At 52.5% G+C, this 25,823-nt stretch carries 20 protein-coding genes; 18 read left to right on the top strand and 2 right to left on the bottom strand.

The genetic code is table 11. The annotated features are described in order from the left end of the window. The first annotated feature begins 5 nt into the window (after window positions 1-5). Window positions 6-2,135: an ATP-dependent DNA helicase DinG gene (gene dinG, locus NDQ72_12005; GenBank protein WKD26794.1), complete on the top strand. Its 2,130-nt coding sequence runs from the start codon at window positions 6-8 to the stop codon at window positions 2,133-2,135. Between the two features lie 73 nt (window positions 2,136-2,208). Here the strand turns inward: dinG and NDQ72_12000 are convergent, their stop codons facing one another. Next, window positions 2,209-3,285, bottom strand: a complete 1,077-nt coding sequence (locus NDQ72_12000; GenBank protein ID WKD26793.1) for a 3-deoxy-7-phosphoheptulonate synthase — start codon at window positions 3,283-3,285, stop codon at window positions 2,209-2,211. Window positions 3,286-3,663: 378 nt separating this feature from the next. On the opposite strand from NDQ72_12000, the gene rpoE reads away from it, so the two are divergent. The 12 genes from rpoE to acpS all read left to right on the top strand — a co-directional run bounded on the left by rpoE (window position 3,664) and on the right by acpS (window position 14,693). Continuing rightward, window positions 3,664-4,263 (top strand): RNA polymerase sigma factor RpoE, encoded by a 600-nt coding sequence (gene rpoE, locus NDQ72_11995; GenBank protein WKD26792.1) that lies wholly within the window; start codon window positions 3,664-3,666, stop codon window positions 4,261-4,263. A gap of 297 nt (window positions 4,264-4,560) precedes the next feature. Next, window positions 4,561-5,301 (top strand): sigma-E factor negative regulatory protein, encoded by a 741-nt coding sequence (locus NDQ72_11990; GenBank protein ID WKD26791.1) that lies wholly within the window; start codon window positions 4,561-4,563, stop codon window positions 5,299-5,301. Between the two features lie 116 nt (window positions 5,302-5,417). After that, window positions 5,418-6,314, top strand: a complete 897-nt coding sequence (locus NDQ72_11985) for a MucB/RseB C-terminal domain-containing protein (GenBank protein ID WKD26790.1) — start codon at window positions 5,418-5,420, stop codon at window positions 6,312-6,314. A 14-nt stretch (window positions 6,315-6,328) separates the two neighbouring features. Next, window positions 6,329-6,775, top strand: coding sequence for a SoxR reducing system RseC family protein (locus tag NDQ72_11980; GenBank protein ID WKD26789.1), 447 nt, complete (start codon window positions 6,329-6,331; stop codon window positions 6,773-6,775). An 80-nt stretch (window positions 6,776-6,855) separates the two neighbouring features. Then, window positions 6,856-8,274, top strand: coding sequence for a DegQ family serine endoprotease (locus NDQ72_11975; protein ID WKD26788.1), 1,419 nt, complete (start codon window positions 6,856-6,858; stop codon window positions 8,272-8,274). A gap of 192 nt (window positions 8,275-8,466) precedes the next feature. Beyond that, a complete protein-coding gene (gene lepA / locus NDQ72_11970) occupies window positions 8,467-10,284 on the top strand; it encodes a translation elongation factor 4 (protein WKD26787.1) in 1,818 nt (605 codons plus the stop codon). A gap of 15 nt (window positions 10,285-10,299) precedes the next feature. Further along, a complete protein-coding gene (gene lepB, locus NDQ72_11965; GenBank protein ID WKD26786.1) occupies window positions 10,300-11,103 on the top strand; it encodes a signal peptidase I in 804 nt (267 codons plus the stop codon). Window positions 11,104-11,164: 61 nt separating this feature from the next. Next, the gene (gene rnc / locus NDQ72_11960; GenBank protein WKD26785.1) at window positions 11,165-11,857 is read left to right on the top strand and encodes a ribonuclease III; all 693 of its coding nucleotides are present in this window, start codon (window positions 11,165-11,167) and stop codon (window positions 11,855-11,857) included. Next, entirely contained in the window at window positions 11,854-12,753 is a 900-nt protein-coding gene (gene era / locus NDQ72_11955; GenBank protein WKD26784.1) for a GTPase Era, read from the top strand. Before rnc ends, era begins: the two co-directional genes overlap by 4 nt. A gap of 8 nt (window positions 12,754-12,761) precedes the next feature. Beyond that, complete coding sequence (gene recO / locus NDQ72_11950) at window positions 12,762-13,454, top strand: DNA repair protein RecO (GenBank protein WKD26783.1); 693 nt, start codon at window positions 12,762-12,764, stop codon at window positions 13,452-13,454. Between the two features lie 35 nt (window positions 13,455-13,489). After that, window positions 13,490-14,314 (top strand): pyridoxine 5'-phosphate synthase, encoded by an 825-nt coding sequence (gene pdxJ, locus NDQ72_11945; GenBank protein WKD26782.1) that lies wholly within the window; start codon window positions 13,490-13,492, stop codon window positions 14,312-14,314. 1 nt (window position 14,315) lies between these two features. Then, window positions 14,316-14,693: a holo-ACP synthase gene (gene acpS / locus NDQ72_11940; protein ID WKD30387.1), complete on the top strand. Its 378-nt coding sequence runs from the start codon at window positions 14,316-14,318 to the stop codon at window positions 14,691-14,693. A gap of 18 nt (window positions 14,694-14,711) precedes the next feature. Here acpS and NDQ72_11935 read toward each other — a convergent pair whose 3' ends face one another. Then, window positions 14,712-17,411 (bottom strand): ATP-binding protein, encoded by a 2,700-nt coding sequence (locus tag NDQ72_11935; GenBank protein ID WKD26781.1) that lies wholly within the window; start codon window positions 17,409-17,411, stop codon window positions 14,712-14,714. 91 nt (window positions 17,412-17,502) lie between these two features. On the opposite strand from NDQ72_11935, the gene cysM reads away from it, so the two are divergent. The 5 genes from cysM to ppc all read left to right on the top strand — a co-directional run bounded on the left by cysM (window position 17,503) and on the right by ppc (window position 25,762). Beyond that, a complete protein-coding gene (gene cysM, locus NDQ72_11930) occupies window positions 17,503-18,399 on the top strand; it encodes a cysteine synthase CysM (protein ID WKD26780.1) in 897 nt (298 codons plus the stop codon). Further along, complete coding sequence (gene rlmD / locus NDQ72_11925; protein ID WKD26779.1) at window positions 18,400-19,866, top strand: 23S rRNA (uracil(1939)-C(5))-methyltransferase RlmD; 1,467 nt, start codon at window positions 18,400-18,402, stop codon at window positions 19,864-19,866. A 70-nt stretch (window positions 19,867-19,936) separates the two neighbouring features. Next, entirely contained in the window at window positions 19,937-22,213 is a 2,277-nt protein-coding gene (gene relA, locus NDQ72_11920) for a GTP diphosphokinase (protein WKD30386.1), read from the top strand. Next, on the top strand, window positions 22,213-23,052 hold the full coding sequence (gene mazG, locus NDQ72_11915) for a nucleoside triphosphate pyrophosphohydrolase (GenBank protein WKD26778.1): 840 nt from the start codon (window positions 22,213-22,215) through the stop codon (window positions 23,050-23,052). Before relA ends, mazG begins: the two co-directional genes overlap by 1 nt. Before the next feature lie 61 nt (window positions 23,053-23,113). After that, on the top strand, window positions 23,114-25,762 hold the full coding sequence (gene ppc / locus NDQ72_11910) for a phosphoenolpyruvate carboxylase (GenBank protein ID WKD26777.1): 2,649 nt from the start codon (window positions 23,114-23,116) through the stop codon (window positions 25,760-25,762). The last annotated feature ends 61 nt before the right edge of the window (window positions 25,763-25,823 follow it).

The following is a 25,823-nucleotide window of genomic DNA, read 5'->3' as shown; positions in this document are numbered from 1 at the left end:
CGCGCATGCTCGATAATGCGCTGAAAAGCGATATTCAAGACGCCTATCGTCGCGTGGTGGAAAAGCTTGAGCTGACACCACGCTACGGACAGCGTCTGATGATCGCAGAAATCGCCCGTACACTAGGTGGCATTGAGCAGGATAGCGAAGGCAAGCGCACAAACGATAATCATGTATGTGTGCTGGAAGCGGGTACCGGAACCGGTAAAACGCTTGCCTATCTGATTGCCGCATTGCCGATTGCTAAGGCGCAGGGAAAGCGACTGATTGTTTCCACCGCGACGGTGGCGCTGCAGGAGCAGGTGCTTAATCAGGACTTGCCTTCGCTTGCCAGTCATAGCGGTATTGCCTTTCGTTACGCCTTGGCAAAAGGGCGCGGCAGGTACGTGTGTGTTGCGCGCCTTGATCAGGCGTTAGAAGGCTCTGAGCCAAACCCGACACTGTCGCTGTTTGAGCAGTCACTTCAATCCCACAGTAGTGACTTTTCCTTATTAGCCACGGATCTTGCCGAAGCTTACGGAAAAGGTGAATGGGCAGGTGATCGCGATACGTGGTCGGCGTCGATCGACGACGGTCATTGGCGACAGCTTACGGTGGATCATCGTCAGTGCACCGGGCGTCGTTGTGGCCATTTCGGTGCCTGCGCCTTTTTCCGTTCCCGGCGTGATCTGGAAGATGCCGATATAATTGTGGCCAACCATGACTTGGTTCTTGCTGACCTGGCGCTGGGTGGTGGGGCGATTCTACCCGATCCCGCTGACTGCATTTTTGTCTTTGATGAAGGCCATCATCTGCCGGATAAGGCGCTTTCCCACTTTGCCCATCGCTTTGCGGTGCATGGCTGCCTGCGTTGGTTAAAAACACTGAAAAGCAGTCTAACCGATCTGCATCAAGGATTAGCAGTTCAGCCGACGATTGCGCGTTTGCTCGCTGGGCTACCTGAGCTGCTGCATAGCTTAGAGCCCGCTTTGGGCGATGTGTTTAGCATGGGGCACCAACTGGCGGGGCGGGAAAACGGCTTGTCGGATGAAGAAGCTAATCATCAACTTCGTTTTGAAAAAGGCCAGGTACCAGAAGCGCTTCGCGAACAAGCTCAGCAACTGCTGGTTATGTTCGCCACGCTGTCACGCAGCCTGGAGAGCATTAGCGATATCCTGCGCGAAAGTCTCGATCCCGATAAGCAAACAGGGTTGGATAGGGATCAAGCCGACACGTGGTTACCGCTGATTGCACTGCTGCATGGGCGTTCGCTTGATGCCCATTCACTATGGCAAGCGTTCAGTGAACAGGATGCTGCCAATGCGCCGCCCAGTGCTCGTTGGATTACGCTTAGTCGTGTGGCGGGAGAACCGGAAATTGAGTTTTCGGCAAGCCCCGTATCCGCGGCGCATACCCTCGCGAAACATTTGTGGGGGCGCTGCCATGGCGCGGTAGTAACGTCAGCAACACTTACCGCGCTGGGGCGTTTTGAGCGAATCCAAGAGCGCGCTGGGCTAGCAAACCGCTATCGCTATCAGGCGTTGCCGAGCCCCTTTGATTACGCCAATGCCATTCTGCGCGTACCTAAGGAGGCGACCGATCCCAGTGATCGAGATTCCCATGAGAGCGCCATTGTTAATTTCGTGACCCAACTGGGAGACGACGAAGCTGCGCTGGTGCTGTTTTCTTCTCGGGCGCAATTGCGAGCAGTGGAAAAAGCCTTGCCGGCGGCGGCTAAGGGGCGCGTGTTAGCGCAGGATGCGTTACCCAAGCATGAATTGCTTGAGCGTCATCGCGCGGCTGTCGATGATGGCAATGGGAGCATCATTTTTGGCTTGGCCAGTTTTGCTGAAGGTATCGACTTACCTGGCGACTACCTCACCCATGTGGTGATTACCCGGCTGCCATTTGCAGTGCCAGATGATCCTGTGGGAGCTACGCTTGCTGAATGGATTGAAAGCCAGGGCGGTAACCCGTTTATGCGGATTAGCGTTCCAGATGCGTCAATCAAGCTAGTGCAGGCCTGTGGGCGATTGATCCGTAAGGAGAGCGACCGCGGTGTCATCACGCTGTTGGACCGCCGGGTGATTACGCGTCGATATGGCCAAGCGTTGCTAGATGCACTGCCGCCGTTCAAACGAGAAATCATGCCGTAATAAAAGGTAGCCATAAAAAACGCCCCGCTAAGGCGAATTACCTTGCGGGGCGCTTATGGTTGCTAGCCGTTTTTTACTGTGCGATGCGCTGGGCGAGCACTGGCGCAAGCTTGTCGTTCATGCGGGTAAAGGTTTCAACCGTTGTATCCCAATCAATGCAGGCGTCGGTGATGGAAACGCCATAGGTTAGCTGGCTAAGATCGGCAGGAACTTTCTGGTTGCCCCAGCCAATGTTTGACTCGACCATCAGACCAATAATGGACCTGTTGCCTTCGAGGATTTGGTTGGTGACGTTTTCGAGCACCAGCGGCTGTAGGCCAGCATCTTTATTAGAGTTGGCGTGAGAGCAATCGATCATAATGTTGGCTGAAAGATCAGCTTTTTTAAGCTCTTTTTCTGCCAATGCAACGCTGACGCTATCGTAATTTGGCTTGCCATTACCACCGCGTAATACGACGTGGCCGTAAGCGTTACCCCGTGTACGGATAATGGCAACTTGACCTGCGTTGTTGATACCCAGGAAATTATGCGGGCTGGCAACAGACTGCAGGGCATTAATAGCGACGTCGAGGCTGCCGTCGGTGCCGTTTTTGAAGCCGACTGGGCAGGAGAGTCCTGATGCCATTTCACGATGGGTTTGCGATTCGGTGGTGCGTGCACCGATCGCAGACCAGCTAATGCAGTCTTGCATATACTGGGGGGAGATCGGGTCTAACGCTTCCGTTGCAAGCGGCAGGCCAAGCTCAGCCAGATCGACAAGTAGCTTGCGCGCGATATGGAGGCCTTCATCAATTTCGAAAGAGTCGTTAAGATGAGGGTCGTTTATCAGCCCTTTCCAGCCTACTGTGGTACGGGGTTTTTCGAAATAGACGCGCATGACAATGAACAGGCTGTCGCTCACTTGGTCTGCCAATTTACGCAGGCGACGGGCATAGTCCAGTGCGGCATCGACATCATGGATGGAGCATGGACCTACAACGACGAGAAGTCGGTGATCTTTACCATCGAGGATGTTTTGGATGGTATGGCGACCCTCAATAACACAGCGTTCCGCAGCTTCTGTTAGCGGAATAGTCTCTTTAAGGGCTTCGGGGGTGGTGAGAACATCCTGTGCAAGGACGTTAAGGTTACTAACCTGCTGATCTGACATCGTGCTACCTGTGCGTGCGCTATGGACTAAAAAGTGGCTCTACTATGGCGTGTCAGGCAGGTAAAAATCAATTGTTACGGAACTTGATCTAGACGAAAAGTGTCACGGTCAAGATTTTGTGGGAGCTGTGGATCAAGTTGAGAGGAATGAGGGGGAGTGTGTGTAAGCGCTTGATGCCCCGCTAAGAACGCGCAACACTAAGTACCACTGAATACTTTTTTACACTGAATGTAGTAGGCGAAGCATTCATTATTATCTGTCATCATTAAGATTAACCAATGCCCAAGGGACACTATGCTGCTTGCTGTGAAGGCCCACATGAAAGGGCGAAGAGAAATAGCGCTCGGCGTGCGTCGCACGAGCGGGAGGGGGGTGTGAATGGGCACTCGTGAAACAGACCAGCAGTTGGTTGAACGTGCCCAAAAAGGTGATACACGCGCTTTCGATCTACTGGTCAAAAAATACCAGCACAAAATTATTGGATTGATCGGACGTTATGTTCACGATCACTCCGAAGTACAAGACGTGGCGCAAGAAGCCTTTATTAAAGCGTATCGAGCGCTGGGGAAATTTCGCTCGGAAAGTGCGTTTTATACATGGATGTACCGTATCGCGATTAACACTGCCAAAAATCATTTAGTCTCTCGGGGGCGCAGGCCGCCCGGCAGTGATCTGGATATTGTCGATGCTGAAATGGTTGACCAGAGCGGACGGTTGGCTGACGCTGAGTCGCCAGAGGCATCGATTGCTCGGGATCAGTTGGAAGCAGCCGTTTACGAAGCCATCGAAAATCTGCCAGATGATTTACGCACAGCGATCACGCTGCGTGAACTGGATGGTCTTGCGTATGAGGATATTGCCCAAGTGATGCAATGCCCCGTAGGCACCGTGCGTTCGCGTATTTTTCGCGCCCGTGAGGCGGTTGATGAGCATATACGCCCATTGGTGACAACGGCCCGGAACAGTCGTGATGAGTAAGGGGCCGAATAGGGGTAGGTTTAGGGCGCTAAATTCACATTTGATTACGTTTTTAGATTTTTTGTGAACTGTCTGGAAAGTGAAGCGTCATAGAACCTGACGATCTTAGTTGGGTCGAGTAAGCGCCAAGTGAACGTTCAATGTTCAGTAGTCAAATAGTTTAATCTGCTGATAATTAAGCGTTTAGGAATTGGCGATTTGAAACGAGGTCTTGGCCTGTGGAGTGGCTGTGGTGGTACACACTGGGTAGCAGTGTCGCCGCAGCGCTTCTAATAACACAGTGTGAGGGTGTGAAGTATGAGTCATAACACACGGGAGTCGCTTTCAGCATTGATGGATAGCGAAAGTGATGAGCTTGAATTGCGCCGAGTGTTGAAGTCATTGCCTGACGATTCTGATGCGGCGGAGACATGGCGGCGCTACCATTTGGCGCGCAGCATGATGCAGCGTGAAAGAAATGTTGATGTGAGCATTGATCTTTCTGCTGGCATTATGGATCGATTGCGCGATGAACCTGCTCCAGCCCTTGAAGACGACACCGTGGTTATTCCCACTCGTTCTGGTGGACTTTCCTTTGCCCGTGGTGCCGGGGTAGCGGCTGCCGTTTCACTGATGGTTATTACCGGGGTGCAGTTCTTTAACAACGGCAATACAACGTCTGGTAGCGCGCAGAATGCAGGCGATAGCATTGCTGCCCAGTCCGGCAGTGGTGTGCAGGTTCAGCCTGTTAATCTTGCAGCTTCTCAACCCGCTTCCATGACGCCATCAGAAATGCCGATGTTTGAACAAACGCCGTTTCGTGTGAATGGTCAGTCTGGACAAGGCGGCTTTATGAATGTCAGCGACGCTGGGTTCTCAACACCCCATGCGCCCCAGGGAGATATGGCCCAGCAGACACTGGCTATTGATGCTGATCAGATTCGCCTGCTTAAGACGTACCTTGAACAGCACGCGCAAGGTGCTGCCGGTGGAAGTGGTGATAGCTGGATGCCATTAATGCGCTCTTCTTCAGTAACGGAGCCTTTAGGACAACGTTAATATTAGGTGCGTTGGCCAACTTTTTTAACCAAGTGAGGGCCCGCGTGGCTGGAAACGTGATAGGTAAATATCTTTACGGGAGAGGTAGAGGTAGGCTTGCAGTGGGCCTGTGCGTATTGAGCACCTGTTTACTGCCTCTCCATTTGAAAGCTGATAGCTACCCATCGCTTTCCTGCGCAGATGCTCCTAGCCAAGCCCCTTTCACTACTGCTCATGAGTGGCTAGTGGCTAGTGTCTATGCTGGGCATTGCTTTGAATTTCAAGCGCGTGCGGTTTCTATTGATGCGATAGGGGTTAGAACACTGGCGCTCTCCCATCGCATTCGAGATGGCGTTCGCCAACAAGTTGTGCAGCATCTGGATGGCCCGTCCGTTAGCGTTGAACGCCGTTCTATCGCTGGGCATTTAGCTTGGTTTCCATCTGGTGAGTCTGACTCAGTATCTGCACCAGAAGCATGGGCAGAGCATGTCGCCGAGTACTATGACATAACGCTTCAGGATAAAACACGAGTAGCCGAGCGTGATGCTGTAGAGCTTCGCTTTTCGCCTATCGATAGTCAGCGATATCAACATACTTGGTGGATCGATCAAGCGACTGGGCTATTGCTTAAGCATGTGCTTAGCGATGCTCAAGGCCGTGTCCTTGAAACCTTCCAGGTCACCCAGCTTCACTCTCCTACCGCCTATAGTGGTGAAGTGCCCAGACCCAGCGATGAGCAGATGCTTGATCAGCCTTGGCAAGTAACTTGGCTGCCTGAAGGATTTGTCGAGCAGCCATTGGAGCCAGGGCAGCAAAGTGGCCAGCGTGTGTATAGCGACGGGTTGGCGGCGGTGAGCGTGTTTGTGTCGCCCGCCAGTCAGCCAGCGTTGGAGCAAGGTCTTCATCGAGTCGGTGTATCTAACGCTGCTGTGTCGTTGATTGATGTCGGAGATCAGAACTGGCAACTAGTGGGCATCGGCGAGCTGCCCGTTGAATTGTTGCAGCGCATTGTTCAGTCAGTGCAATTTGAATAACCAGGTACATCGTTGTGAACACTACAGATTGCAATGCTATCGTACGCTCAGGCACCGTCATTGCTCACTCTGGAGCAGGAATAGTGGTCGATGTGTCGAGCAGTGTCGCTTGTCAGCAGTGTGCTGAAGGGCGTGGATGTGGCGCAGGGTTGTTAGCTCGCCGTCAACCACGCACCGTCATTGATCCGGGCGGTTTGCCCTCGCAATATTCAAGCCTTTATCCAATAGGTAGCTCAGTTTCGTTCACCGTTACTAAAAGTGATGTAAATATTCTGGCGCTGCTCGTTTATGCATTACCTCTCCTATTTGCCATCATCACTTCTGGTACGGCGTCAGGAATGGGGGCGAGTGATGGGGTTTGTGCGATGCTATTTTTTAGTACCTTAATTGGCGCTGTCGTCATCCTAAAATATCTACTGCGCGGACGAGTGGAACGCTTCCGCCCGCGTCTGGTCAGTTAATACTCCTGTAACTCGCTGAGAGTTGCACTCCCTTGTGTTTAGTACGTGGTTAGTACTTTTGCTTGATTAGGAGCTGTTGCATGAAGCGCTTGGTTTTTCCTTCCGCACTTTGGTTGTGCTTTATTGTATTTTTGTTCGTTGGGCAAAATGCCCACGCGCAGAACTTGCCAGACTTTACCAAATTGGTAGAAGACGCTGCCCCTGGTGTGGTCAATATCTCTACTAGCAGGACGATTCAGCGTAGTTCTGGGCCTTCTATTCAAGGGTTCGGTGGCCAGGATATCCCTGAAATATTCCGCCACTTTTTTGGCGATAGTTTTCCTACGCCTCCCCCTAGTCGAGGGCCAAACCGCAGTGAAGAGCGCCAGTCACTTGGTTCTGGTTTCGTCATTAGTGCGGATGGTTACGTGCTGACGAACGCTCACGTGGTTCAAGATGCTGATGAAATTCTGGTGCGATTAAACGATCGTCGAGAACTCACCGCAGAGCTGGTGGGTAGCGATACGCAAACAGATGTTGCGCTACTGAAGGTGGATGCCAACAATTTACCAGTGCTTGATCTGGGCGACTCCGATGAATTAAAAGTCGGTGAGTGGGTGGCTGCCATAGGCTCACCCTTTGGTTTTGACCATTCTGTATCTGCTGGCATTGTGAGTGCTATTAACCGCACGCTGCCTCGTGATGTTTATGTACCCTTTATCCAAACCGACGTTGCCATTAATCCAGGTAATTCCGGTGGCCCCTTATTTAACCTTGAGGGGGAAGTGGTCGGCATTAACTCACAAATACTGACGCGTAGCGGTGGCTTCATGGGGCTCTCTTTTGCTATTCCCATTAATGTCGCCATGGATGTGGCTGACCAGCTACGTGAAGACGGACATGTGAATCGTGGGTGGTTGGGCGTAATGATTCAGCCTGTGTCTCGTGATCTTGCTGAGTCGTTTGGCATGGAGGAAGCCATTGGCGCGCTGATTGCTGACCTAGATCCGGATGGGCCCGCGGCGCAAGGTGGTCTTCAAGCAGGGGATGTCATTATTGCCGTGAACGGTGAAGAGGTTGATCGTTCCAGCACGTTACCGCGTCTGATTGGTCGCGTTGCTCCTGGCAGTGATGTGGATTTAACACTGATGCGAGATGGTGAAGAGGTGACTGAAACGCTTGAACTGGGTAGCTGGCCTGATTCAGAAGCTGGTCATAGCGATAGTTCGAGCAGCAATAATCAGGTTCGTCTGGGTGTGGCCGTGGTAGAAGTTGATGAGGCAACCCGTGAGCGCCTAAATATTGGTGGTGGCGTGGAAGTGCGTCAGGTTGACCCCGACAGTGTTGCCTCGCAAGCGGGGCTGCGTGTGGGCGATATATTGGTCAGCATTGACCATCGTAGCGTTGCTTCGGCAGATGAGCTGTTGAGAATTGTTGAAGAACTGCCAGATGATCGTGCAATTCCATTGCGCTTGTATCGAGATGGACGCTCGCTATTTGTGGCATTACGTCTAGAGTAATCCACTGATTGTCTCTCCAGTCCGGCGGTTCTCGCCGGACTGCTGTTCCTATCCCGCGCATATCGCTACAATAGCGCTTATCTTTTTGACGAACATTGGCAAAGTAGTCGTGCAGGCAATCTTTATTGCCTGCGCATATTGGCTCTATAAAGCCAGCTACACCTTGCACACCCATAAGGCAGAACACACTCGATGTCTCAAGACGTTTCCAGCGGAAAGCTCAAGCACATACGCAACTTCTCCATCATTGCGCATATTGATCATGGTAAATCGACGCTATCAGATCGTTTGATTCAGACCTGCGGCGGTTTGACCGAGCGAGAGCTTAAGGAGCAAGTGCTCGACTCCATGGATATTGAGCGCGAGCGTGGTATTACCATCAAGGCGCAGTCCGTCACGCTTGACTACACGGCTGCAGACGGTGAAGTCTATCAACTCAACTTCATTGACACGCCTGGACACGTGGACTTCTCTTATGAGGTGTCGCGTTCTCTTTACGCCTGTGAAGGGGCGCTGTTGGTGGTAGACGCCGCACAAGGTGTGGAGGCTCAATCGGTTGCCAACTGCTACACCGCAATTGAACAGGGCTTGGAAGTACTCCCAGTACTTAACAAGATTGATTTGCCCCAGGCTGACCCTGATCGTGTCGCACAGGAAGTCGAAGAGATTATCGGTTTGGATGCCACCGATGCCTGCCAAGTGTCGGCTAAAAGCGGTATCGGTATCGACGCCTTATTAGAGCGGTTAGTGCGGGATATTCCGCCTCCTAAGGGTGATCCAGAAGCCCCCTTACAAGCGCTTATTATCGACTCTTGGTTCGATAACTATCTTGGGGTTGTCTCGCTAGTGCGCTTATTCGACGGAACATTGCGCAAAGGCGACAAAATCCGCATCAAGTCCACAGGGCGTGACTGGGGGGCGACCGAAGTAGGGATCTTTACACCGCTTCGCAAAGAGACCAATATTTTGCGTGCTGGTGAAGTAGGCTTTATTGTCGCTGGCATCAAGGAGATCCACGGAGCACCGGTGGGCGATACAATCACCCACACCAAAACCCCTGATGTTCCCCGCTTGCCTGGTTTCCAAAAAGTGAAGCCGCAGGTATATGCAGGTATGTTCCCGGTTAGTGCCGATGACTACGAAGACTTTCGGGATGCGCTTGAGAAGCTTGCGCTCAATGATGCTTCGCTTGAGTATGAGCCGGAAAACTCGGATGCATTGGGCTTTGGTTTCCGCGTCGGCTTCCTGGGTACGCTGCACATGGAGATCATTCAAGAGCGCTTAGAGCGTGAATATGATCTTGATCTGCTGACCACAGCGCCGACGGTGGTGTATGAGCTCGCCATGAAAAACGGCGAGATTCAATACGTATCGAACCCCTCGAAATTGCCTGATATGGCAGACGTTGATGAGATGCGTGAACCCATCGTGCGCGCCAGTATTCTGGTTCCTCAGGAGTATGTTGGTAACGTGATTGCTGAGTGTGAGCAGCGCCGCGGTACGCAATTAGATATGCAGTTCCTGGGTAATCAGATCCAGTTAACCTATGAGCTGCCCATGTCAGAAGTGGTCATGGATTTCTTTGATCGTTTGAAGTCTATTTCTCGTGGTTATGCATCACTTGAGTACAACTTCGAACGTTTTGAAGCGGCTAAGTTGGTTCGCCTGGACGTGCTGATCAACGGCGATAAAGTTGACGCACTTGCTGTCATTATCCACCGTGACCATGCGCATAACCGTGGTCGCCTGCTAGTGGAAAAAATGAAAGAGCTGATTCCGCGGCAAATGTTTGATGTGGCTATTCAGGCCGCTATTGGTGGCCAGGTTGTCGCGCGCTCAACAGTCAAAGCGCTGCGTAAAAACGTGACGGCCAAATGTTACGGCGGTGATGTAAGCCGTAAGAAGAAACTATTGGAAAAACAGAAGGCCGGTAAGAAACGGATGAAACAGGTGGGGCGTGTTGAAATTCCCCAGGATGCCTTCCTTGCTGTGCTCAAGGTAAACGACTAGGGATACTTACCCCACATGGATTTTTCATTATTACTGGTGATTGCCGTTGCACTTTCTGGGGCAATATATTTGCTGGATGTGCTTTGGCTTAGACCTAAGCGGCGTGAGCGATTAGCCGCTGCTGAAGCAGCTACCACGCAAGGCCTGGATGAAACGACTCGAGAGACGTTGCTCAAAGAGCCATGGCCGATTGACTACTCTCGCTCATTTTTTCCAGTTCTGCTGGTGGTGTTGGTCGTACGTAGTTTTATTATTGAGCCGTTTCAAATTCCATCTGGATCAATGAAGCCGACGCTTGAAGTGGGTGACTTTATCTTGGTGAATAAGTTTGCCTACGGCCTGCGATTACCGGTGCTGCACAGCCGTTTTTTAGAGGTTGATGATCCTGAGCGCGGGGACGTGATGGTGTTCCGCTTTCCAGAGGAGCCGTCGGTCAACTTTATTAAACGTGTGGTTGGTTTGCCGGGCGACCGTATTCGCTATGAAGGAAAACAGCTGTATGTTAACGGTGAGCCAGTTACTAAAGCATTGATTGAAGAAGGCCCCGAACTTTCGCCGCAACAGCTATTATTGGAAGAGCAATTAGGTAGCGTTAGCCACTATATATATAATAACCCCCGTGATCCTGGGCCCCAGATGCGTGAAGTGGTTGTTCCGGATGGGCACTATTTCACGATGGGCGATAACCGTGACCACTCCAACGATAGCCGTTATTGGGGGTTTGTTCCTGAAGATAATATTGTTGGAAGAGCGTTTGCCGTTTGGATGCATTGGGACGGTGGTTTGCCTAGCTTTACCAGTGTACGGCGTATTGAATGAAAAATAGTTTAGAAATTGTTAATGCTGTCATATTAGTTAACGTCAACGACGTAGGAGCACTGTGAGTAATTCCTTAATCGCTTTTTGCCGACGAATCGGCCATACCTTCGGTGACCCTACGCTGATGGAACTGGCCATGACCCATCGTAGCTACGGTGGTCGTAACAATGAGCGCCTGGAATTTCTGGGTGACTCTATCGTCAATTTTGTAATCGCTGAGGCGCTTTTCCAACGTTTCCCTCAGGCTAGGGAAGGACAGTTATCACGCCTTAGAGCGCGTTTAGTAAAAGGTCAGACATTGGCTGAGTTGGCTCGAGAAATGGAGTTCGGCGAATGCTTACGGCTTGGCTCTGGAGAAATGAAGAGCGGCGGGCATCGCCGCGAATCCATTTTGGCTGATGCAGTAGAAGCTGTGATTGGCGCTATTTATTTAGATGCGGGCATGGATGTCGTTCGTCAACGTGTGCTGGCATGGTACGCCGAGCGGCTTGAAAATATTTCGCTACAAGATACCCAGAAAGATCCCAAAACACGTTTGCAAGAATTTTTGCAATCGCGTCAAGCAGCGTTGCCACGCTATGAAGTAGTCTCTGTAAAGGGGGAGGCGCATGCCCAGACCTTTACCGTGGAGTGCTACATTGATTTGCTAACCGAGCATACCACTGGTAAAGGTCCCAGCCGCCGCCATGCTGAGCAACAGGCGGCTGAAGAAGCGCTATTCCACCTTGAAAAAACACCTGGAGACAAGTCATGAGTCAAACCTGCGGCTTCGTGGCCATCGTTGGACGGCCCAACGTAGGCAAATCAACCCTCATGAACCGGATTCTAGGGCAAAAGATCTCTATTACTTCGCGTCGTCCTCAAACCACGCGGCATCAGGTAATGGGTATTAAGACTGTCGAAGAGACGCAGTTCATCTATGTTGATACGCCTGGCATGCACATCATGTCAAAAGACCGTAATAAAGCGATCAACCGCTTTATGAATCAAGCGGCAACACAAGCGTTACGTGATGTTGACTGCGTAGTGTTTATTATTGACCGCACCCGTTGGACGGATGAAGACCAAGCCGTGCTAAAGCGGCTTGAGCACGTGAAAGCACCGGTGATTCTAGCCGTCAACAAGGTAGATCGCTTAAACGATAAAGGTGACTTGCTACCCTGGTTAGCTGAAGTAGGTGCACGCCGTGAGTTTGCTGCGGTTGTACCAATTTCTGCCAAGCATGGCACTCAAGTTGATACGCTCGAACAGGAAGTTGCCAAATACTTGCCAGAGAGCGTTCACTTTTTCCCGGAAGATCAAATCACTGACAAGAGCTTGCGCTTCATGGCGGCTGAGTTGGTGCGTGAGAAAGTCATGCGTCAGTTGGGTGACGAACTGCCGTATCAAATGACCGTGGAAATCGAAGAGTTCCGGGAAACCGAGCGTGTGACCCATATCAGTGCCTTAATCCTGGTCGAACGTCAGGGGCAAAAGGTTATCTTGATCGGTGAGAATGGCGAGCGTATTAAAAGCATTGGCCGCGAAGCCCGCCTAGATATGGAGCGTGCCTTGGGTACCAAGGTAATGCTCAATCTATGGGTGAAAGTGAAGCGCGGCTGGTCTGATGATGAGCGGGCATTAAAGAGTTTGGGTTACGATCTCGATTGAGTGCTTCCATGTCGGCAGAGCCAGCGTTTTTACTGCATCGCAGGCCTTACCGTGAAACCAGCGCGCTGGTGGATTTGTTAACCCTTAACCATGGCCGTATCCGCGCCGTTGCCCATGGAGGGCAGCGGCCAGGTTCTAAGTCGCGTCAACGGCTGCAACCCTTTACTCCTTTGTTTGTGTCGTGGCGCGGCGAGCGTGAGCTAAAGCGATTAACGCTGATGGAGTCGCGTGGCCAGACGGCATTGCTAGCCGGAGAAGGGTTGCTCTGCGGTTTATATGCCAATGAAATAGCCACGCGTCTACTGCCTTTGGAGCTTGCAGCGCCAGAGGTTTTTGCATTTTATAGCGCGCTGTTAGAGGCATTGCCAACACCGGCGGATCGCGCCTTGGCGCTGCGACGCTTTGAATGGGCGCTGTTGGAGACGCTAGAGGCAACACCGCGTTTTTGTACCTGCGATGGCGCTGCGCTTGATCCTCAAGCGCGTTATCGGTTTGATGCGGCAAGTCGTTCTTTTATACCTGCTGAGCAGGGCATAGAAGGCCGCACGCTGCGCTATATTGATCAAGGCGATTGGCAGCCCGCTGGCTTAGCTAGTGCATTAAAAGCGGTAATGCGGGCAGCGCTTGCGCCTCATTTAGGCGCGACTGCTTTACGTTCCCGAGAACTAATGCTTGATTTGGCCCGCCGCCGACAGCGCTAGGTGGGCATTTTGATATCACTTATTGGAGACACGCGATGCATCCTCCGAGGATTTTATTAGGCGTTAACATCGATCACATTGCGACGCTACGCCAAGCGCGTGGTACTCGTTATCCTGATCCAGTTCAAGCGGCGCTGTTAGCGGAAGAAGCGGGCGCTGACGGCATCACGGTTCACCTGCGTGAAGATCGTCGTCATATTCAGCCTAGAGACGTTCGCCTGTTGGCAGAAATGCTCAATACACGCATGAATTTAGAGATGGCTGTCACTGAAGAAATGCTAGTGCTGGCTGAGGAAGTACGCCCGGCACACGTGTGTTTAGTACCAGAAAAGCGTGAAGAGCTAACCACCGAAGGTGGCTTGGACGTTGTGGGTGGTTTTGATCTTATTGCCAATGCCTGTGAGCGCTTAAGCGCAGCCGGTTGCGACGTGTCTTTGTTTATCGATCCTGATAACGCGCAAATTGATGCTGCCATTCGTGCAGGGGCACCAACGATTGAGCTGCATACAGGTGCCTATGCAGAAGCAAAACCTGGCAGTGAGGCTGCTATTGCTGAATATGAGCGCCTGAGTGCAGCGGCCATTCACGCTGTTTCTGCTGGCTTAGTGGTTAATGCTGGGCATGGCTTGCATTACCACAACGTTGAGGCGATTGCTGCGCTACCGGGTGTTAATGAGCTCAATATTGGTCACGCCATTATTGCCCGAGCTCTTTTTGTCGGGTTGAAGGACGCCATTCAAGAAATGAAACGCTTGATCATTGCTGGTCAGGAAGCTGGATTAATGGCGGCGTTAGATGCTCATGAGCATGAGCATGAACATGAGCACGAACACAAGCATGACGGTTGCTGTAGCCACTAAGATGATTGTCGGAATTGGGTCGGATATCGCCCGTGTCGAGCGCTTTGCTAAGGCAGTAAAACGTCATGGGCCACGCTTTGCCCAGCGAATTTTAGGCCCTGAAGAGCAGGCTGTGTGGCAGACAAAAGGTCAGCCCGCTAGCTATTTGGCTAAGCGTTTTGCAGCGAAAGAAGCGTATGTTAAAGCGCTAGGGCTTGGCCTGAGAAGCGGTATGCAATGGGGCGATATTCAGATCCTCAATGATTCGCTGGGCAAGCCAAGCCTGCAGCTAAGTGGTGAGGCGCTTCGTCTATTTCAAGCTAGCGGCGCCTCGGCGACTCATATAACGCTCAGTGATGAAGCAGATTACGCGGTAGCATTTGTGGTACTTGAATGCTAGTACTTGAGCGCTAACGGGCTAGCGCTGATTTAACGTGCTCCGCTGCTCCCTGAGGCGTTTGATGGCGGTATACAGCTTATCAAGTAAATTTTCAGCCTGTTCCAAGCCCCCGGTGCGTAACCGTGTCTCCAGGGTTTCTACTGTTAGCGCGAGCTCGGGTGCTCCGCAGTAACGACTGGCCCCATTGAGCGCATGAACATGATCCAGCAAGACCGTCAGGTTGTTTTCTTCGAAAGCGCTGCGAATGTGCTGTTCGCATTCACTTAGGCTATCGATCAGGCGCTTTAGCTGCTGTTTGGCGAACTCGGGGTTGCCGCCTGCAAGGCGCGTGCCGAGCTCAAGGTCAATGACGGATAACGAGGTGGGGGTATATCCAAGAGCAGGGGTTTTTGGGGGCGTCTGTAACAGCGGACTGGTTGGCAGCGTAATGCCCAAGAAGCGTTGAAACTGCTGTTGCAGCTGAGTTTCATTGATAGGCTTCACCAATACGTCGTCTAAACCCTCCACAAGCCACTGCTGACGTTCATCGCTTAGCACGTGTGCGGTCACGGCAATAATTGGACAGCGCGCCCAGCTATTATTAATGCGCCGCAAAGCCTGGGTGGTTTGAACACCGTCCATATCAGGCATACGAATATCCATTAGCACCATGTCTGCTTCGTTCTGACGCGCGTAATCCAACGCTTCCTGGCCGCTGGCAGCCAATACAATGTTGATATGCTCATTTTCGAGCATGGCCTTTAACAGTTCGCGGTTGGGCGCATTATCGTCAACGATCAGAACTGTGAATGTTGACGAGGGAAGTGCTTTAATCGTTTGTGCGCTGGCAGAAATAGTGGCTGTAACAGGTTCCAATAGTTGTTTGAACGTGGCAATCAATTGAGTTCTGGTAAATGGTTTGCACAGCATGTCCCCCCCATTAGGAAGCTCCCAGTGAGGCAGTTCAAAGCTAGTGGCGTTTGCGAGGATGAGTGTTGGGCAGGGCGCTTGAGCAATCACGGACTGCCAATACGTCTTTCGCTCACCGATGAAGTCATCATGATCTAGGCTCAGCAGTAGCAGTTGCTCGTTGCCAGATTCAATGAAAGAGACGGCAGTTGCGCCCCAGCGTTCCATTAAGTGTTCCAACACATTGCGAGTGGGTAGATGGGGCTCATGTAAACGAATAATTGAGCCGTCGAGTGAGAGTTCCTGTGGCCGTTCCTTGGTCATGTCGGCAAGTAGTGGCAACGTAAATGAGAAGGTTGCGCCTTCTCCAGGCTCGCTATCGACTGAAATCTCTCCACCCATTCGTTGAACTAATTGCCTGCAAATCGTTAGCCCTAAACCACTGCCGCCAAACTGTCTGGAGTGACTAGGATCTGCCTGGGAAAAGGCGCTAAATAGCTGCTTTTGTTGTTGTTCACTCAAGCCAATGCCTGTGTCACTAACGCTAATACGCAGCACAACATGCTGGCCCTCCTGGCTGTCCAGCATGACACGAATGATGACTTCTCCCTTCTGAGTAAATTTCAGGGCATTGCTAGTCAAATTATTGAGGACTTGATGGATGCGTAGCGGGTCGCCGCAGAGCGCTGACGGCACGTCGTCATAAACCATCGCCACTAAATGCAGTCGTTTGCGTTGAGCTTCAGGCGCATGAAGGCCAACAACTTCATCCATCAGCGACACAAGATCGATATCGACTTCTTCTAACGTCAGCCGGTCGGCTTCTAGTTTCGAGAAGTCCAGCACATCATTGACTAGCATCAACAGGTTATCGCACGCACGGTGCACATGTTCTAGCCATTCTTTCTGCCGAGCGTCGAGAGAGGAGCGGCCTAATAAACGGCAAAAACCAATGATGCCATTTAAAGGGGTGCGGATTTCGTGGCTCATATTAGCCAGAAATTCGGACTTCACTGCATTCGCGCGTAGTGCGCTTCGATGAGCAAGATCGAGTTTGATATTTTGCTCTTCAATCGTCTCCATGGACTCTTGCAGTTCACTGGTCGCTTGCTCGATTTGGCTTTGCATATCATGCTGAGCTTGCCGAAAATGCTCCGCTAGCCCATTGATATGCTCTGCCAGTTGCCGAAACTCGGTAGGGCGGGCTGCCGCCATATAAGGCCGGTAGTCCCCCCGGGATAGGCGGTAAAGCGCTTGGTTCGCTTCTTCAACTGGGCGAGTAGCGTAGCGGCTGATCGCAAACGCGACTAAAAAAAGCAGCAGCCCAAGCAGCATGCCGCCTAAGCTGAGGCTAGCAATGAGCTTATAGCGCTCCAGTTTAAGCGTGCGTATGTCCATTTCGGCTTCGAGCCAGCCAGTATTAGCGAGATTAAATGGTTGGCCGTAAGACGTGGTTAAAGGTACCTGTAAACGCCAAATAGCTTCATCCATGGTGAGTGTCGTAGCATTGGGGGCATTTAGGCGAGGGGGTGGAGGTATCGAATGTCCCAGTACCAATAAGCGACTCCCTTGCTCGTCGAAAAGCGTCACCGCACGTAACCCTTTGTGCTCCAGAAGCTGTCTGGCAATGGCTTCCAAACGAGGCAAGTCGCCATCTACCATGGCGTTACCCAGGCTTGGTGCCAGTAATTCACCAGCGCTAACTAAACGCTCTTCTAACATGTCACGGCCGGTGGTCTCGCTTTGCACCACCAGCAATAGTGCCATGACGGCATAGACAAGAAGCGGAAATCCGAGTAACGCAAAGAGTAAGCGCGTGTTTAAAGACATGAGAGAAGCTCGTTGATTCAATGAGGTTGCCTGTCAAGCTAACGGCAGCACCGATATAATGCAGCATAATGGTGATGATAAGGAATGTACGATGAATTATCCGACGCTCGAAGATGTGGTTGGCAATACGCCACTGGTTCGTTTAAAGCGCATAACGGCAGGGCGTAATAACACGCTTCTAGCCAAGCTAGAAGGCAATAACCCTGCTGGTTCGGTGAAAGATCGCCCGGCACTCTCTATGTTAAGTGAAGCTGAAGCACGGGGCGATATTGTTCCAGGCGATACGCTGGTGGAAGCAACCTCGGGTAATACAGGTATTGCCTTGGCCATGGCCGCTGCGATCAAAGGCTACAAAATGACGCTAATCATGCCTGAAAACGCTTCTGAAGAGCGTAAGCAGGCGATGGCGGCTTACGGTGCCACATTGGTGTCAGCGAGCAAAGAAGGCGGGATGGAAGAGGCGCGAGATATTGCCGATGCGATGATTGCAAGAGGCGAAGGTAAGCCGCTAAATCAATTTGCCAATCCAGATAACCCGCTTGCGCACTATCGCACAACGGGGCCTGAAGTGTGGCAGCAAACCGGCGGTGAAGTGACGCATTTTGTCAGTTCAATGGGGACCACGGGCACCATCATGGGGGTGTCTCGCTATCTTAAGGAACAAAACCCAGCGATCCAAATTGTCGGTTTACAACCGGCGGATGGTGCGAGCATACCGGGGATTCGTCGTTGGCCAAAAGAGTACCTGCCGTCGATTTTTGAAGCACCAAGGGTTGATATTACCCTTGATATCGCTCAGCAAGAAGCAGAAGCCCACATGCGCCGCCTGGCCCGTGAAGAAGGTATTTTTGCCGGGGTGTCGTCAGGTGGCAGCTTGGCTGGAGCACTGCGTATCGCAGAACAAACTGAGAACGCGGTCATTGTCTTCATCGTTTGTGACCGAGGTGATCGCTACCTTTCCACAGGCTTATTTGCCCCGGAGTTATAGATGGCCATGTTGGGTAAGCGGCGGCCATCTCGCCCCGCCTCGGGACACTCAGGGCTAGTTCGCCAACCAAGCCGTAAAACTGAGTCAAAAGATGATACCTCGACAACGCTGGTGGTTGAACGTTTAGCTCATGATGGCCGTGGTGTAGCGCATAATGTCGAGGGAAAAACAGTCTTTATTGACCAAGCGCTTCCCGGTGAACATGTCGATGTAGCGATACACGTGACGCGTAAGCGGTATGACGAAGCGCATATAAAAAACCGGCTCACCTCTTCAGAACAGCGGGTTGAGCCTCCCTGCACTTACTTTGGGCAGTGTGGAGGCTGTGATTTACAGCATCTTAATCTTACTGCGCAACGCCAGCATAAGCGCGACGTTGTCACCGAGCTAATGGCGCGTCAGGGCCTGACGCTAGGTCCTATTGCTGCGTTAGATGGGAGTAGCGAGCACTACCGACGTCGCGCACGTTTGGGTGTCAGGGTAGATGGTCAGGGTAATGTTCTCCTGGGGTTTCGAGCGCCCAACAGCCACCGATTAGTGGATATTGAGCAGTGCCATGTGCTGGTGCCAGCGCTGAACAAATTGATTCTTCCGTTACGGCAACTGCTGGCAACATTAGCCTCGCCCCGTCTTGTTGGCCATGTCGAACTACTGGCGACCGATGAGGCGACAGTCGTGCTTGTGCGTCAGTTAAAAGCCCATGATCAAGATAGGGCTCGCTGGCAGCAGTTTGCGGAACAGCAGCAGGTCTCGCTCGGCACTTGGTTAGGGCGGGAGACGCCTGTTTTGCACTGGAATGGTGCGCAGGGTGATGCTACACCCGTTCTACAAGAAGTGCTTAATCTTGATGAACTCGGAATTCAAAGAGCGAGTTCACCCACAAGTGAACACTGTTTGTCAGGTGATAAAGCATCCAGCCTAGTGACGTTACGTTTCTCACCAGGCGACTTTTTACAGGTAAATGCTGAGGTAAACCAAAAGATGGTAGCCCAGGTGGTAGCATGGCTAAAGCCAGCGCCAGGGCAACAGCTCATAGATCTCTTTGCTGGGATTGGTAATTTCAGTTTGCCGTTAGCCGCCGCAGGAGCCAAGGTACTTGCTGTAGAAGGCAACCCTGCGATGGTCGAACGAATTACCGCTAACGCTAATGTTAACCTACTGGATGTGCATGCCCAGCAAGCAGACTTAAGCGACGCCAAAAAGGTGCAAATGCTATTGAGCGAGCATCAGCAAATTGATGCGGTTGTGCTGGATCCGCCGCGCAGCGGTGCAGAAGCAGTTTGCCAAGTATTAGGTAATTACAATGTACCCCGGGTGGCCTATATTTCTTGTGACCCGGCAACGCTTGCTCGCGATGCGGCACACCTTGTGCATGCAGGTTATCGCGTCAAGCAAGTAGCAGTGGCCGATATGTTTTTACACACTGCTCACCTGGAAACGCTGATGCTATTTGAATACGAGGGCTAGCCTGCCCATTGCATCAAGCCTCGGTGACGGAAAATGGCTAGCCGTCACCCTGAAAGGATGAATGATTGTCATGGTGAAAGTGCGTGAAGACCAGCCGCTTACCGAAAGCGGAAAGGTGGACATACAGCAGTGGTTAGCGCGCCTTCAAGAGGATGTGCGCCTACGCGACCCCGAACGACTATTGCAAGCATGCGAGCTTGCTGAACAGTTGGAACGAGAGGCGCCGCAAACCCACCGTGTGTGGCTCTCGCCAGGTTCAAGTTTTCGAATGGGGCTGGAGATGGCCGACATTCTGGCCGAGCTCAAGCTTGATCAAGCAACCCTTGAGGCTGCCGTGCTGTATCGCGCGGTTCGCGAAGGGCTGCTGAGTATAGACGCTGTTACCAAACGGTTTGGCGAAGAAGTCGCTAAGCTGATTGACGGCGTTTTGCAAATGGCAGCCATTAGCTACCCACTAGCGCCCAACCATGGTATGAGCCAGCATAACCAGCAGGAAAACCTGCGCAAAATGCTGGTTAACATGGTCGGGGATGTACGCGTTGCACTGATCAAAATTGCTGAACGCACCTGCGCCTTGCGCCAAGTAAAAGATGCGCCCCGTGAAAAGTGCTTACAAGTTGCGCGTGAAGTGGCTGATATTTATGCGCCGCTGGCTCATCGACTTGGGATAGGTCAAATCAAGTGGGAACTTGAAGACCTATCGTTTCGCTATCTGCATGAAGATGAGTACAAAGCGATTGCTAAGCTATTAGCTGAAAAGCGCTTAGATCGTGATCGCTATATTCATGACGTGGTGGAAACCATCAAGAGCTTGATGGAAGCCCAGAATATTCATCACTACGATGTCGATGGGCGAGCCAAGCACATTTACTCAATCTGGCGCAAAATGAAGCGCAAACGGATTGATTTTTCCCAGGTGCACGACGTGCGCGCAGTGCGCATCTTGGTACCTGATGTAGCCGATTGCTATACCGTACTCGGAATTGTTCACTCTCGTTGGCACCATGTGCCCAACGAATTTGATGACTATATCGCCAACCCGAAGAAAAACGGCTACCAGTCGCTGCATACCGCGGTGATGGGGCCAGAAAATAAGGTGCTGGAAATCCAGATTCGCACCTTTGCTATGCATGACGAAGCAGAATTAGGCGTGTGCGCACACTGGCGGTATAAAGGGCATGATACCAACGCCAAAAGCCGTAGTTATGAAGAAAAGATTGCCTGGTTGCGCCAAGTGCTTGAGTGGCAGGATGAAGTGGGTGGCTTTGGCGACCTGCGTGAAGGTCTTTCAAGCGACGTTGCGCCAGACCGCATCTATGTGTTCACCCCCGATGGTCATGTTATTGACCTGCCGCGTATTGCAACGCCTATCGACTTCGCTTATCGCGTGCATACTGAAATTGGTCACCGCTGCCGTGGTGCCAAGATTAATGGTCGGATAGTACCGCTTACCTATAAGTTAAAAACCGGCCAGCAAGTCGAGATTTTAACGGCCACCAAAGGCGGCCCCAGCCGCGACTGGTTAAACCCCAGTTTGGGCTATGTGCGCACCTCACGCGCGCGGGCGAAGATTCAGGCATGGTTTAAGTACCAAGCACGAGACCAGAACCTAGACGAAGGGCGGGCGCTATTCGAGCGAGAGATGCGCCGTTTGGATGTTGAAGGGCTTGATCTTGCTAAGCTTGCCGGTGCCGTTAACTACCAAAACGCCGATGATATGTATGCGGCGCTTGGCGCGGGCGACCTGCGTATCGGTCAAGTGCTTCATCAAGCCCAGCAGTTGTTTGGTGAAACGGACGACCAAGAGCAGTTAGATCGGCTGCTGGCGAAGCCACGCCGTCAGCCAAGCAAAGCGACTAAAAGCGACATTACCGTGCTGGGGGTCGGTAACTTAAAAACCAGCATGGCGAATTGCTGTCGGCCAGTGCCAGGCGAACCGATTGTTGGCTTTATTACTCAAGGTCGCGGGGTCACCGTCCATCGTCAGGACTGCAGCAACATCCTTCAATTGCGCATGGAAGAGCCCCAGCGCATTATCGAAGTAGAGTGGGGCGAACGTGCCCATACTCGTTATCCCGTCACTATTGAAATTCAAGCCTGGGATCGCTCTGGCTTACTACGCGACGTGACCGGACTACTCGGCAACGAGAAGGTCAATGTGTTAGCAGTGAATACACTGACAGATACCGACGAGGGTATCGCGCGACTGCGCATCACGCTGGAAGTTGACGGTCTTGAAGCGCTAGGCCGATTGTTTTCGCGTATCCAGCAGTTGCCCAACGTGACGGAAGTGCGTCGCCTGCGCAATGCCGACCCAGAGAAAAACGTCCGAAGAGGAGGCGCCTGATGCGTTACAGCGTAGAGGATCTACTGACATTGATGTCGGTACTTCGCAATGCGGAACTGGGGTGTCCTTGGGATATTAAGCAGGATTGGGACAGCATTGTGCCCCATACGCTGGAAGAAGCTTACGAAGTGGCTGACGCTATTGAACGACGTGCTTTTGATGAATTGCCCGGCGAGTTGGGTGACCTGCTGTTCCAAGTAGTCTATTACGCCCAGTTTGGTGCTGAAGAGCAGCGCTTCGACTTTCACGATATCGTTGATACATTGACCGCAAAGATGTTGCGCCGTCATCCGCATGTATTTCCTGATGGCACGCTAGCATCACGGCGCCCACCTGGAGTGAGTGCCGAGGACGTACAAACTCAGCACGTTAATTCACGCTGGGAAGCGCTTAAGGCCGATGAGCGTGCTGAGCGTTCGCAGCAAAGCACGCCCTCTGTACTTGACGATGTGCCACGTACGCTACCTGCGCTCAGTCGTGCTGCTAAACTCTCGAAGCGTGCCGCCAGGGTCGGGTTCGACTGGCCGGATGCCAGCGGTGTGCTGGACAAAATCAGAGAAGAGCTCGCTGAAGTTGAAGAAGCCCTTGCCGAGGGTAATCGCCAGCACGCTCAAGAAGAAGTCGGTGACTTACTGTTTGCAGTGACGAATTTAGCTCGCACACTGGGTGCCGACCCCGAACAGTGTTTGCGTACCACAAATAGCAAATTTGAGCGCCGCTTTCGCTACGTAGAGCGCGAGCTTGCCGCTGATGCGCGTCCGTTAACCGACGCCTCGCTGGATGAAATGGAAACCCATTGGCAAGCCGCTAAAGCACAAGAAAAAACGCTTACCCCTTAACAACTGATTTTTAACAACTGACTTTTAACAACTAATGCGACCCCGTAAGGAGGCCATGCCAATGAGTCACGACCTACACGAATCGCTACGAGATAACGTACGTATTCTCGGTGATAGCCTGGGCCGTACGATTGCCGATGATTTAGGCCAGTCGTTTGTTGATAAAATTGAAACAATTCGTGCCCATGCCAAGCAGGGACGTCAGGGCGATTCATTGCAGCAGCGTGAGCTTATTGAGTATCTACGCCAGTTGCCCGAACGCGACCTGCTGCCTGTGACGCGCGCGTTTAACCAGTTTTTGAACCTTGCCAATATTGCTGAGCAGCACTATCGGGCACGCTTTCGCCGGGTGGAAGACTACAAGCCAGGCTCCCAGCCAGTACTGGGTGAGCTGCTAAGCCGTGCACAGCAGGCGGGTAATTCGCCCCGTAAGCTAGTAGAAACCCTGGCCAGTATGCGCGTTGAACTAGTGCTGACTGCCCACCCCACAGAAGTAATTCGCCGCACGTTGATTCAGAAATATGATGCTATCGACGAGTGCCTAACCGCGATTGAAAGCTCTGAAGACTACCCAGAGCGTGGAACCCGCGCCCAGGGGCGCCTGGAAGAGTTGATCAGTCAGGCGTGGCATACCGATGAGATTCGTCATGAGCGGCCAACCCCCGTTGATGAGGCCAAATGGGGTTTCGCGGTTATCGAAAACTCCTTATGGCAGGCGGTTCCAGACTTCCATCGCGATTTAGATAATTTATTACTCGATACTGCCGGAGAGCGCTTGCCGTTGGATGCTGCGCCCATTCGCTACGCTTCCTGGATGGGCGGTGACCGCGATGGCAATCCCAATGTCACCGCGCGGGTGACGCGAGAGGTGCTGTTATTGGGCCGATGGATGGCCGCCGATCTCTATTTGCGCGATCTTGAGCAGCTGAAAACCGAGCTTTCAATGTGGAAAGCCAACAGCGCTTTGAAGGCAGAGGTAGGAGAAGTTGCTGAGCCTTACCGTGAGCTACTCAAGCGTCTGCTGAATAAAATGGAAGCCACACGCGACTGGGCAAAAGCAGAGCTGGATGGCCGCAACTATGACGGCGGACCAATTATTGAAACCCGCGACCAGCTCTATGCGCCGCTGCTGGCATGTTACCGCTCGCTGTGTGATGTCGGGCTGGACACTATTGCTAACGGTGCGCTGCTTGATACCTTGCGCCGCGTGGCGGTGTTCGGCGTCACGCTGACCAAACTTGACTTGCGCCAGGAGGCCAGTCGCCATGCCCAGGTAATGGAAGAGCTCACCAGTGCACTAGGCTTGGGGCACTACCAGGACTGGAACGAAGCACAGCGCCAAGAGTTCCTGCTCGCAGAGCTTGAATCAAGTCGGCCGCTGATCCCACGCCGTTGGGAGTGCTCGGCAGAATCCCGCGAAGTGCTCGATACCTTTAAAGTGATCGCTCAAGAGCATGCTGAAGCGTTGGGTACTTATATTATCTCCATGGCTGCCGAGCCTTCGGACGTATTAACCGTTGCGCTATTGATGAAAGAGGTGGGTGGCCAAGTCACGCTGCCCATTGCGCCGCTGTTTGAAACCCTGAACGACCTTGACCATGCGGGCGATGTCATTGACCAATTGCTGGCGCTACCGGGTTACCGCGCTCTGGCGAAAGACCGTCAAGAGGTCATGATTGGCTATTCAGACTCGGCTAAAGACGCCGGGCAGCTTGCTGCTGCCTGGGCGCAGTACCGTGCTCAAGAGTCGTTAGTCGATGTATGTGACAAACATGGCGTAGATTTGACACTTTTCCATGGCCGGGGTGGCACTGTTGGCCGTGGCGGCGGCCCTGCGCATGCGGCGATTCTCTCCCAGCCGCCGGGCTCGGTGAATGGCAGCCTACGGGTGACCGAGCAAGGTGAGATGATTCGCTTTAAGTTTGGTCAGCCAGATATCGCGCTGCGCTCTATGGAAATTTACGCTTGCGCGGTCATGGAAGCGACGCTATTGCCACCGCCCGCACCTGAGCCTCAGTGGCGTGAAGAGATGGACCAACTGGCCAAAGTGGCCCATGCCGCCTATGTGGGCGTAGTGCGTGAAGACCCCGATTTTGTCCCGTATTTCCGTGCTGTCACGCCGGAAGGAGCGCTGGGCAGGCTGCCGCTCGGCTCTCGGCCAACCAAGCGTCGCCAGGATGGTGGCGTCGAAACCTTACGAGCGATTCCGTGGATTTTTGCCTGGACACAGATTCGCTTGATGCTACCCGCTTGGTTGGGCAGTGGTGAGGCGTTCTCGCGACGCCTAGAGCAGCCAGGTGGCCGGGAAGTGTTGCAAGAAATGCGCAGCCAGTGGCCGTTCTTTGGCACCTATCTCGATATGTTAGAGATGCTGCTGGCCAAAGCGGACGTAGCGATTGCAGCCTACTATGAACATCGCTTAGTCGATGAGCCTTCGCTGAAAGCGCTGGGCAAGAAGCTACGTGAGCGTTTTGAACGGCTTGAAAACGTCGTGCTGGATATCCTTCAGCAAGAGAAGCTGCTTGAAAACACCCCACTTATTCGCCAAGCAATTGATGTGCGCAATCCTTACATCGACCCGCTTCATGGCTTGCAAGCGGAGCTTCTGCAGCGTAATCGGGACGCCGATGGTGCCATTAGCGCAGACCTCTCACGTGCGCTCATGGTGACCATGGCAGGTATTGCAGCAGGGTTACGCAATACAGGCTAACAAAGAGTGCGCCGCCACTGCGTGTGGCGGCGTGGTCATCACCTTACTAGGAATTGGGGGG

This window comes from Halomonas sp. KG2 (genome assembly GCA_030440445.1).
Taxonomy (GTDB): Bacteria; Pseudomonadota; Gammaproteobacteria; order Pseudomonadales; family Halomonadaceae; genus Vreelandella.
This window is presented reverse-complemented; position numbering and strand designations above follow the sequence as displayed.